Source organism: Shewanella sp. 10N.286.51.B7, assembly GCF_002873615.1.
Classification (GTDB): domain Bacteria; phylum Pseudomonadota; class Gammaproteobacteria; order Enterobacterales; family Shewanellaceae; genus Shewanella; species Shewanella electrodiphila.
On record NZ_MCUF01000086.1, the window covers coordinates 7,274 to 19,021 of the forward strand.

Annotated in this window: 10 protein-coding genes; 5 read left to right on the top strand and 5 right to left on the bottom strand. The window is 40.7% G+C overall.

Going from position 1 to position 11,748, the window contains the following annotated elements:
• Window positions 1-44: 44 nt before the first annotated feature.
• Complete coding sequence (locus BCU84_RS19095) at window positions 45-794, bottom strand: hypothetical protein (RefSeq protein ID WP_102529639.1); 750 nt, start codon at window positions 792-794, stop codon at window positions 45-47.
• A gap of 182 nt (window positions 795-976) precedes the next feature.
• Window positions 977-1,876 (bottom strand): LysR family transcriptional regulator, encoded by a 900-nt coding sequence (locus BCU84_RS19100; RefSeq protein WP_198589619.1) that lies wholly within the window; start codon window positions 1,874-1,876, stop codon window positions 977-979.
• A gap of 212 nt (window positions 1,877-2,088) precedes the next feature.
• Between BCU84_RS19100 and BCU84_RS19105 the strand changes: the two genes are divergently transcribed.
• The gene (locus tag BCU84_RS19105) at window positions 2,089-2,955 is read left to right on the top strand and encodes a hypothetical protein (RefSeq protein WP_102529641.1); all 867 of its coding nucleotides are present in this window, start codon (window positions 2,089-2,091) and stop codon (window positions 2,953-2,955) included.
• A gap of 89 nt (window positions 2,956-3,044) precedes the next feature.
• Here the strand turns inward: BCU84_RS19105 and BCU84_RS19110 are convergent, their stop codons facing one another.
• Window positions 3,045-3,530, bottom strand: coding sequence for a GNAT family protein (locus BCU84_RS19110; RefSeq protein ID WP_102529642.1), 486 nt, complete (start codon window positions 3,528-3,530; stop codon window positions 3,045-3,047).
• A gap of 203 nt (window positions 3,531-3,733) precedes the next feature.
• On the opposite strand from BCU84_RS19110, the gene rluF reads away from it, so the two are divergent.
• Entirely contained in the window at window positions 3,734-4,702 is a 969-nt protein-coding gene (gene rluF / locus BCU84_RS19115) for a 23S rRNA pseudouridine(2604) synthase RluF (protein ID WP_241906492.1), read from the top strand.
• 240 nt (window positions 4,703-4,942) lie between these two features.
• Here rluF and BCU84_RS19120 read toward each other — a convergent pair whose 3' ends face one another.
• Entirely contained in the window at window positions 4,943-5,518 is a 576-nt protein-coding gene (locus tag BCU84_RS19120; RefSeq protein ID WP_102529643.1) for a hypothetical protein, read from the bottom strand.
• Between the two features lie 353 nt (window positions 5,519-5,871).
• On the opposite strand from BCU84_RS19120, the gene BCU84_RS19125 reads away from it, so the two are divergent.
• Window positions 5,872-7,725 carry a hypothetical protein gene (locus BCU84_RS19125; RefSeq protein ID WP_102529644.1) on the top strand — a complete coding sequence of 618 codons (1,854 nt, stop codon included), beginning with the start codon at window positions 5,872-5,874 and terminating at the stop codon, window positions 7,723-7,725.
• Window positions 7,726-7,806: 81 nt separating this feature from the next.
• Here the strand turns inward: BCU84_RS19125 and pyrC are convergent, their stop codons facing one another.
• Window positions 7,807-8,844, bottom strand: coding sequence for a dihydroorotase (gene pyrC, locus BCU84_RS19130; RefSeq protein WP_102529645.1), 1,038 nt, complete (start codon window positions 8,842-8,844; stop codon window positions 7,807-7,809).
• Window positions 8,845-9,123: 279 nt separating this feature from the next.
• On the opposite strand from pyrC, the gene BCU84_RS19135 reads away from it, so the two are divergent.
• Both BCU84_RS19135 and BCU84_RS19140 read left to right on the top strand, forming a co-directional pair.
• Window positions 9,124-10,311, top strand: coding sequence for a BamA/TamA family outer membrane protein (locus BCU84_RS19135; RefSeq protein ID WP_102529646.1), 1,188 nt, complete (start codon window positions 9,124-9,126; stop codon window positions 10,309-10,311).
• An 86-nt stretch (window positions 10,312-10,397) separates the two neighbouring features.
• Complete coding sequence (locus BCU84_RS19140; RefSeq protein WP_102529647.1) at window positions 10,398-11,582, top strand: PQQ-dependent sugar dehydrogenase; 1,185 nt, start codon at window positions 10,398-10,400, stop codon at window positions 11,580-11,582.
• Window positions 11,583-11,748 lie beyond the last annotated feature (166 nt).

Here is an 11,748-nt window from a genome sequence, read left to right on the forward strand (position 1 = left end):
GGGACATGATTCACTCTTAGCTTAAAGCCTATTAATCATAAAACTTAGAAATTAAATGCTAACCCGAACTCATAAATATTTTCACTATCTGCAAAATAACTGTAACTAAAATATGGCGCTAATTTCCAGATTTTACTCGTGATAGATAGTTTATGATAATTCATACTCCCCTTCCCATATAAATAATGATGCTTATGGCTAACATCATATTCAGGTAAGGTAATATCAGTATTTAGGCTTGCACTTTTAGTCTCATAGATTTGATTAAAGCTATAACTAATACCTATATACTCATGGGCTTTCCATAACAGTCCAAGTTGGATATCCACTGAATCTGCGGGTGTATAATCACTACTAACTCTGTCCGCCTCAATCGATAAATCGTTGGTATTCCAGTTGTAATTAGCATCAGCAAATAGTACATAATCTTCTTGTAAGGGCATTGCCCAAAACGTCCCTGCGGAAAAGCCATAATCACTCGCTTTTGCAGACAGTTCAATCGCAAAAGCTTGAGTATAAAAACTTTTACCCACGCCTACTTCCCAGTAATGCTCATTGTTATATTCGCCAAACACTCGCCAAGTCTCACTAATATCGACACTAGCATTCGCAGTATAAATAGCTTCACCATCGTGCATAGAGACATCAAATCCGACAGATTTATACAAGGGTTCAGATTGTTGATTTATCTCCATTTCAGGAAACATCACCGCAATATCATTGCTAATCGAGGCGCCATGAGCCGCACTTGTTATACATAACAATGCAATAGATAAAGTTGAAATAGATTTCATAAGCTTGAAGACTTCCAATTCAGATATACCATGGTGCTCTCTTTAACAAACTAAGAGTCACGTTATGAATGCAAGTCTATCAAGTTAAGTGATATTGATAATTAGAGCGAAGGTAGGTTGATACATTCACAGTGTGAATGCATAAGTCAGAAGCTTGAGATTGTTTATTCACGTTATGTCAATTATAAAATTGACGTAATAGTATCCCGTAACCATTTATTAGCTTGATTTTGCGTCAGTTTATTTTTCCAAAACATACACACTTCTAAGGGTGGAGCTTTAAATGGTATAGGAAATATTTGCAATCCGAATACTGTTTTGTATTCATCTGCATAGCTTTTTGGAATGAGCCCAATAGCTTCACATTTTGATACCGATGCCATTATCCCTAAAAATGAAGATTGCTCTCCATGCAGTTCACGTTTACTCATAATCGGTATATTTAAGGCTTGAGCCATTGGTAAATTATTCGTTCGGCCACTGAAAAGTATATGTTTCTCCGCTAAAAATTGCTCAACAGTTAGCCCATCTTGTAACCGCGGGTGATTTAATGCAGCGACACAAACGACCTCTTCATCAATAAGCTTTTTACGGGCAAACATTTTTAACTCAGAAAAATCCAAGTGCAATACTAAATCTACTTGCTCAAACATTAATGAAGATTCAATTTCAGCTTCATTATGAGGCGTTTCTTTAAAAATAATTTCAATGCCAGTATTAACGAGGAGCCTATCTAGTGCTCCTTGCAATCTTCTAATAACGACATCGTTGGCTAATACTGTAAACCTGCGTTGAGCTTTCCGGTAATCAAACTCTTCTAAGCCCATCAATACTTGTTCAATGTCTTCAAGGGGCTGGTGCAACTGTTGGTATAACTCTTTTGCAAAAACTGTTGGCTGAATTCCTCTGCCTACCCGCACAAATAACTCTTCACCAACTATGGCTTTTAAACGACCTATTGCATTACTGACTGACGATTGCGTTAATTCCAACTCCTCTGCCGCCAGAGTAAATGAACCGCGATGACAAACGACGTTAAATACTCGTAATAGATTCATATCAAACTGTTTTGCATTAGCCATCATCACTCACTCATTCACAGTGTAAATACATCAACTAAAGCTAACCCTAATTATCAATGAGTTCAAGTTGTTTAATATGTATCCAACTTCACGAGGCAACGGGCTTCTGAAACTTAAAACCATATTGCAATTCATCATGCTGTGCTCTTAATGCGAAACCGCAAATGGAGTTGAGGTCAGCAAATGAATCTCTTAACAAATTGAGGAAGACTATGTCTATCAACAAACTTGCTGTTTCAACTCTTGTGTTATCAAGCCTTTTCATTAGCGGCTGTTCATCAACAAGCTCTACAGAATCTGCTACGCCAACGCCAGAGACACCAAATTACACATTAAGCGATCAAGCTAAAGATGCTTATGCAGCAAGAGTTGACGGTGGTTGGGGACTAGACAGTGGTCTTGATAACCCAATTGAGAAAGAAACACCGCCTAACCAGCCTAAATACACGATTGCAGATCAGCTAAAGGATGCATATGCAGCACGAATTGATTCTGGTTGGGGGCTAGGCGGAACACCAGTAAACCCGATTGAGCATGAAAAAGAGTTACCTATTTATCTTGAACCAACAAATCCAATTGAAATAGAAAAAGAGTTACCTATTTACCATGAGCCAACCAATCCAATTGAGAAACCTGACTATGGTGATACACCAGAGTTTGGCTTATATAAAGTGGTTTATGATGCAGATAGTGGCCAATTGAAAATTTATGATCGAAGTAATCAAGATGCGACGGTTGCCATTATAACTGTTGAACAGGGGAATGATGACAACCCAACGGTTGTAATTAGACATGGCGCAATGGAAGACGATAATACTTATGCCATTATCAAAACTGAAGATGGTATTGCTATCGATTGGGATAGCCCATATACCAAAATCGACAACGGTTTTGATGGACCATTAGCTACAGACACTGTGGTGGCATTATTAAACCGCCCAGCATTAACAGACCAACAAGTGGCTAATGTTAAAGCTCGTTTTAATAACCCTGCTAACAAAGCTCAGTTAAACAAACAGAACATTAACCAACTGAAAAAAATAAAGTCACAGCTTAATATGCCAAGCCAAATGCGCTAATCATAGGTTTAAGCTGTAGAGAAAGGGCGAGCAGACAAAACTGCCCGCCCTTTTTCAAGTTAAATAACCTGAATTAGATTATCCACCTGTTAATTCGATAACTTCATTTCAAGCAAAGGGTTTTGCGAGTTTTGACTAAAGTGCTCACTCTCTTCGACTGCGCCGCAATGCTCAAAATCTAGTTTTTCTAAGATACGAATAGAGCCTTTATTTTGGCTGGCAACCTCAGCAATAATCGGCCTTTTAGAATGGCTTTTAACAAATATGCTTACTGCTTGACTGGCTATACCCTTGCCCCAAAACTCACGTCCGAGCCAATAACCTAAAAACCAATCAGGGTGGGCGCTAGCCGCATTCATCGACCATAACAGCACACTGCCCACCAGCACGTCATCTGCGATTATTCCCTGGGCAAAAACATCCTCTCGGCCTAATACATTGGTGCGCCAATGTTCAAAAAAACTGTCTCGATCTCTTGCTGGAAAGTCCGCCATTTGATTAGCGACTGGATCATCTTGAAATAGATAAAGTGCCTCTAAATCTGCTTCGGTTAAATCTCTAAGTTGGATCAACATGAATTATCCTTATTCATTTCAGCAAAGCCCGTTTCATCACCCTACTTAAGAAAGTTCAGTAAAAATGATAAACTGCTCTGCTTTTTTAGACTGCTGTTTTACAATACACCCAATTGCCTAATGCTAAATAAAATTGAATTGAAAGCAAGTCTGTTTTCAATCTGTTCTTAGCTGCTTTTTAAATTTTTAATAGGACGACCCAAGTGACCGACTCATCAATGCGCCTTAATAAATACATCAGTGAAAGTGGCATATGTTCACGCCGTGATGCCGACCGTTTTATTGAGCAAGGCAATGTGTTTATTAACGGTAAACGTGCACAAGTGGGCGACCAAGTTTCTTTTGGCGATAAAGTTAAAGTAAACGGCCAAGATATTGAGCCAAGAGATGCTGAAGATTTGGTGTTTATCGCACTGAATAAACCTGTCGGTATTGTCAGTACCACAGAAGGCACCGAGCGCGACAACATTGTTGATTTCGTCAATCACTCCACCCGTATTTTCCCTATTGGCCGCTTAGATAAAGACTCCCAAGGTTTGATCTTTTTGACCAATAACGGCGACTTAGTTAATAAAATCCTCCGTGCTGGTAATAATCACGATAAAGAATATATTGTCACGGTGAATAAGCCGATTACTGATGAATTCATTAAAGGCATGGCCGCTGGCGTACCTATTCTTGGCGTCGTGACTAAAAAATGTAAGGTTGAACAAGTCTCGCCTTACGCATTCAAAATTGTGCTTGTACAAGGTCTTAACCGTCAAATTCGCCGCATGTGTGAATATTTCAATTTTGAAGTCACTAAGCTTGAACGTCAGCAAATCATGAATGTCAGCCTAAAAGGGCTACCGATTGGCGAATGGCGTGACTTAGACAAACAAGAATTAGATGTGTTATTTGAGATGATCAAAGACTCATCATCTGAAGACAAAAAAGCAGCACCAAAGAAAAAGCCTAAACCTAAGCCCAAAACAGCGTCAGAGCGTGGAAAGATTGAAGGGCCAGAGCACTTTATGCAGCATAACCGCAGCACCAAACATAAAGGCCAAGCAAAAGGTGGCGGCAAAGGCCAAACCAAAGGCCAGCAAGCGAAGGGACAAGGACAAGGACAAGGTAAAGCTAGCGGTAAAGGTAAGCCAAGTGGCGGCCGTAAACCGAATCGTGCACGTTAATCCTGCATTAAAACAAAACGGGCGTCAGTAGCAATACTGGCGCCCGTTTTGTTTTATGCTCAGTGATTAGTGATTAGTGATTAGTGATTAGTGATTAAGTGCAAACTCAATGTATTTAGCAATGAAAGCTCAAGAGAAGATTCAAAATACTGGTGCTCATATTATTATTTCTTAATATGAGAACTAATTTAGAGGAAAAACCAACTAACGGATAATCTACTAATTATCAGCATCTTCAGTTTATGCCTTCATCTGCTCAACATCTTCTTTGCTGAGTCCCATCGCTTCTGGCATATAACAGGTTTTTACTAACTGAAACATTTGCACTAAAGAGCTCAATTGCCCTGCATGCATTTGCAAGTTTAATAACGCCATGGCGGCGCCTAGTTCATCGCCATCAGCAATCTCAGGCACGTTACTTAATGCTTTATTGGCTTGCGTAAGCTGGGTAATTATACCTTGGTATTCTGTGACTTTTTCAGGCAGATAACAGGTCGACGTTTCAGGGAGCTGCGCTAAAAAGTGTTCGAACTCAGCCACAAACAAGTTGGCTTCAATGAGAGTTTCATTCCCCAATAATTGCAGTTGCTGCACCTTACCACTGTTAAACACCGCGCTAGCACTCTTGCCCGCTTCTGCCATTTGATTAAAGTCATCCATTAACTTGACCTGCATGTCTGAAAGTAACTGACTTCTTTGTGCAATAGGCCTGACTTTGGCATCAAATTCGAGCATTGCTGCTCGGTTATCGGCATAAGCATTAATACTCAGCCCAGCCATGAGTATTGTTACAGCAACATACTTAGCAAATGTCATTCGAATGGTTCCCTTAAAAATGTAGTGCTGGCACTCTGAGTGCCATTAAACGAGTTAATTCATAGTCACAGAATACCAAAAAAGTGAATAGGATTTAAAAATAACAGTATCCTATTTTACTATTTCAAATACGGACATAATTAACAATGAAGGTTAATTCTATTGATGCTAACTCCCCCGCTGAATATAGCGATATCGACATATTTGATACGGCGATGGCTTTAATTACTCATATTTCCAGAATTACATCACTAAGTATTATTTATATAATAATTAATAGCTTATAGAATACGAAAGTCGTTACTCAACTGGTTAGGTTTGAGTACTTTATATTCAAGGATTAGGAAAATAAAATGGATTTTACCCCCAATTGGCGCCCGTCAATCATTGCGGCTGCGCTTTCAATTGTATTAATAGGTTGTGGTGGTTCCTCAGATAGTGAACCTACGCCTGAAGTTACTCCACCAGATACTTCAACGCCACCTGATACCAGCACACCTCCAGCTGCTACAGAGTATGACCACCAAGTTATTGGTATTGCTGCTTACCAAGGTGCTGTAGTCGGAGCAACTATATGCGCTGACTTAAACATGAACCTAACGTGTGATACTGATGAACCTACAACAATAAGTGATGCTGAAGGCACATACCAAATTGACTGGCAAAGTGAAGTTGAAACCCCTGAATATTACCTTTTAGCCAATTGGACAGCTGCATCATCTGGTAGCAATAAAAAACCTCAAGCAGTGCAGCTTCAATTTAAAGGGGCAGCTCAACCACAGCAGCTAAATACTATAATTAATGAAGCTGGTCTTGGAACTTTAGTCGCCTCAAGCGAATATGGAGGTGCCATTAACTTACTTACCAACATAAAGTTTAATCGAGAAGTTGAAATTCAAAACAGTGAATTAGAAGCGTCGCAGAAAACCGTACTACTCACTGAAGTCGATACGCTGCTAGCACGTTTATTTGCACAACAACCTTCAAGCTTATATCAGGTGACTGCTGCTAATTCTGTGTCAGATGATTTCATCATTACTGAAGCATTATATAACTATGTTGAACAAGTGCTCGCTGGTCAAATACCGGCACTATTAGCATTAGAAAACGTACTTAATCTTAGTTTTGATGATCTAAAAGCATTACTTGAAGACAGTGAATTTAGCCTAGAAGAATTTATTGAATCAGATCCTTTAGCGGCGAGAATTTTAATCAGCAATGCAGCTATTTCACTTGGCTACACAGAATCTCACATAGACAATCGTATTATGGGGGAGCACGATTGGGATATTTTACTAGGTAATATCATTAGTGAAACAGGCTTTAAAAACACCTTCATTTTAAGCTCAAATGTTGGCATTTCTTCTTTCAGTTTGCATAACAGTGCTGACACCAAACAGCTTTTTGGCTTTTTAGTTGATGATGTCGTCACTGGGTTTGAAATGAGCATAACCAGCAACGATTATGAACCGCCAACTCAATGCTGGAATACAACTTCAGAAAGCTGGATGACAGAAGATCAAACATCACCAGATTTCACCAAACCAACACCGTACTTTGATGGTAATACTTATGTTACCTATTACGACAACACTCCGGTTGAAATTCACTTTACTAGTCAGAAATTATTAAAAACTGATGAAGAATGGGATGCCATCATCGGCTCCACACCTCAAGCATTAGCTTTAGATGATGTCAGTTGGCCTGAAGTCTTCTATAACATGGAAATGCAATTGACTGAAAATGTTATGTGTCGGGAAGTCGGCAATTATGACATCATCAATATGCATGAATACTCACAATTAGAGCAGATAAACACTGCTGATATTGTAGACTTGTTCTTCGATTTTGATGACTCACAAATTGTTATCACCAATGAAGTTGATAACACCATTTCTGTTGAAGATGGTTTAGGTAACCCTTTAGAAGTTTATCATTGGGAGTTGTTAGCTAGTCCGAGTGAAATGCCGATGATTGAAATCACTACTGTGCCTCTCGACCTTGATAATGCAGGTATTATCAGCTATCGCAATTACCTTATAGAAGAACACCTTGATGGTAACATTGCTACTGAATTCGATTTGAACAAAGCCACAATTGATCAATCAACTCAACTACCACTAATGTTAACTTATGATGAATCAACCTATGAGTTTACTGATAACTTATATCAACACTTATCAGGTCTTGTGACTAATCCGCAATAATGATTTAACGTATTACAGACACAAAAAAAACCAGCATTTAGCTGGTTTTTTCTTATGTTAAAACAACATAATCGAAACTGATTAAGCTGTTTTCACTTTCCAGTTAACCGTTTCGCCCGCAAAGAAAGGCACGATTGGGTTCTGGTTTGGCAAGATGATTTGCTCAGGTACAACCCACTCTTCTTTAACTAAAGTCACTGTACCTGTATTGCGCGGAAGGCCATAAAAGTCTGCGCCATGTAAGCTAGCAAAACCTTCCAGTTTATCTAACGCACCTAAGTCATCAAACACTTGAGCATAAAGCTCTAATGCAGACCATGCGCTGTAACAACCCGCACAACCACACGCAGATTCTTTACGGTGTTTTTCATGGGGCGCAGAATCTGTACCTAAAAAGAACTTGCTAGAACCCGTTGCCACAGCAGCTTGCAATGCTTGCTGGTGAATATTGCGCTTCAGTACAGGTAAACAGAAGTTATGTGGGCGTACGCCGCCCACTAATAAGTCATTACGGTTAAGTAGTAAATGCTGCGGGGTAATCGTTGCTGCAATATTGCTTGGCGCTGATGCCACAAACTCAGCGGCATCTTTGGTGGTGATATGTTCAAACACGATTTTAAGCGTTGGCATGGCTTCAACAATGCGCGCCATATAGCGATCGATAAACTCTTTTTCGCGATCAAAGATGTCAATGTGCGATTCAGTCACTTCACCATGAACCAGCAATAACATGCCTTGCTCTGCCATCACTTCAAAGATTGGAAATAATGCATCTAATGCTTTAACCGCAGCATCAGAGTTAGTGGTGGCTCCTGCTGGGTATAATTTTGCTGCAACAACGCCTGCCGCTTTGGCATCAATGATGTCTTGCGCAGTGGTATTGTTGGTCAAAAATAGCGTCATTAATGGCTCGAACGAGCTACCAGCAGGACGTGCCGCTAAAATACGTTCACGATAAGCTGACACCATCGTAGCGTCAGTAACAGGTGGCACTAAATTTGGCATCACAATAGCGCGCTGAAATAAACGAGCGGTGGCTGGTACGGTTTCAGCTAACATGTCTCCATCACGGAAATGAAGGTGCCAATCGTCCGGCGTAGTAATAGTGATTTGCGTCATTTAGGTTCCCTAAAAATCGATTACGAATAATTGCGCGCTATTGTGCCTGAAAACCCGTTTTCTTGATAGACACGTTATTTAAACGCTGACTTTGCTACAGCAAAAAATCCCTACAGTTATTACTCTAATCACAAGTTATTTATCAATCACAAGATTGTATTTTTGTCATGACTCCGTGCTAAATTAAATCAACAACACGATTTGATATTGACGCATAATGCAAAACACAACTAGAGCTAGTCGTTCGGTAAGCTTATCGTTATAAAGGGAATTTTATACGTGCATCATTTTTCGCTTTCCAAAATCACCTTAGCCACAGCCTTATTGCTATGCGGTCAAAGCGCCCAGGCCAATATCGACTTTTTTGATCCCATTGATGGCTACTTTGATGCGGGTGAATACCTTGCAGAAAACGCCTACGGTTTTTTACCTGTGCCTAGCATTATTACTGAACCCTCTGTTGGCACAGGTTTACTATTGATGGGGATTTTCCTCCATGAGACGCCCGAACAAACTGAGCTACGCCAGCAAGTCGCGAAAGAGTCAGTAGATGGCGGTGCCCAGCTCCTTACACCCGGTATTTCGGCAGCGGGAATTGGCGCTACCGATAATGGCTCAAAGTTTGGCTTTTTAGGCCACCGTGAAACATGGAAGCAAGATCATATTCGCTATCTTGTCGGTGGTGGCTATGGCGATGTAAACATGAACTTTTATAGCCAAGCTGACTTTGGCCAAGATTTATCCTTAGATCTAAATATGCAAGGTTATGGCCTGATGCAAAAACTGCAATTTAGGTTATTTGATAGTTCAGTATTTCTAGGTGTCACCCAAAAATTTGCCCAGGTCGATTTAGCCAGTAATAAAGACACTTCATTATTACCGCCAGAGTTAGTCGATCGCCTCACTGACATAATCGATCTTTCCCCTACTGTGTCATCCCTTGGCGCAGTGCTGCAATACGACAGCTTAAATAACTTTTTTATGCCCACCAGCGGTTATGACTACACCTTAGAATACGACTGGTTTAATACTGCCATCGGCAGTGATTACGACTACCAAACCATCAAAGCTACGGGGATTAACTATTGGCCACTCATAAAAGATGTCACCTTAGGCGTTAAGTTAAATTATCAAACCATCAGCAGTGATGTTCGCTTACCCATTTTCACTTACCCCTATATTGAAATGCGTGGTATTCCGCGAAACCGCTATCAAGGCGAAGCCGTTTCCACCGGCGAAGTTGAACTTATGTGGCGCATAACCCCAAGATGGATGGTGTTATCTTTTGTCGGAGCAGGTCTTGCGGGCGACAGTAATAGCAACATGTGGGACAGTGACGAGCAAACCGCCTATGGCGCTGGTTTTCGCTACACTATAGCAAGGCGTTACGGTCTGCATATGGGGGTTGATGTAGCTAAAGGCCCAGAAGATACTGCATGGTATATCAATGTCGGCACAGGGTTTTAATCCTGACGAATATCAAGTAAAAAACGAGTGTTTAATTAACTAAAACTAAAATTAAAATTAAAACAAGAATACAGAGGCATATTGCGATGAATGACTTAACGGATTATCTAAAGACGGATAATAAACACTCTTCACTCTCACGAGTTATAAAATCGAATGCGTTTAAAGCAGCGCTGTTATCTGGTTTAACCATTTTGTCCTTAGCCAGTGTTCAAGCCAATGTTCAAGCCAAGACTTTACCCATTGAACAAATCGTATTGCCTGCTGGTTTTAGTATTGATGTATATGCAGAGAATGTTGAAAATGCCCGCCAAATGGCATTGGGCGATAACGGTACTTTATTTGTCGGCAGTCGTCGTGCGGGCAATCTTTACGCATTAATCGACACGAATAAAGATTTTAAAGCCGACAAACAAATCGTACTCGCCAAGGACTTATTCTTACCTTCTGGCATCACCTTTCATGATGGCAGTTTATATGTGGCAGAAGTCGATAAAATATGGCGTTATCGCGATATTGAAAAACACCTTCCCAATGTACCAGAACCTGAACTCGTCTATGACCAGCTGCCCGACAAATCTCATCACGGTTGGAAGTTCATCAAATTTGGGCCTGATGGCAATCTGTATATTCCAGTCGGCGCCCCCTGTAATGTTTGCGACGATGCGTTGCCGTTCGCTTCAATCTTAAAGCTTGATGTTGATACCAAAGAAACCACCATCGTCGCCAAAGGCGTGCGTAACAGTGTTGGCTTTGATTTTCACCCTGACACGGGAGAATTATGGTTTACCGATAATGGCCGCGACATGATGGGCGATGATTTACCTGATGACGAGCTTAATCATGTCACCCAAGTTGGCCAACACTTTGGTTTCCCTTATGTGCATAACGCTAACGTTAAAGACCCAGAGTTTTATGATGCAGAAAAAGCCAAACTTAATACGCCACCAGCGCTAAACCTTGGCGCCCATGTGGCAGCATTAGGCATGGAGTTTTACCAAGGCGAGCAGTTTCCTGCTGAATATAAAGGCCGTATTTTCATAGCCCAGCATGGTTCATGGAATCGCAGCAGCAAGGTCGGCTATCGCATCATGCAAGTGACGTTAGACGGCAATAAAGTAAGTGATTACCAACCGTTTGCCACAGGCTGGCTGCAAGGTGAAGTCAGTTGGGGCAGACCTGTCGCAGTGCTCACCATGCCAGATGGTTCAATGCTGGTTTCTGATGATGCCGCTAATGCGGTTTATCGGATTAGTTATTCTGAAAACTAATCTGGTTCATTTTGTTTCCAAACTTCGTTTGGATTAATGCTCAGGTTCACTAACTTGGGGCTGAAGTCTCTGCAACTGAGATTTTCAAACTTCGTTTGGATAAACCTCATGGATGACTCTATTGATTTTGATTAATTTGAGTAATGGTATTTCCAAACTTCGTTTG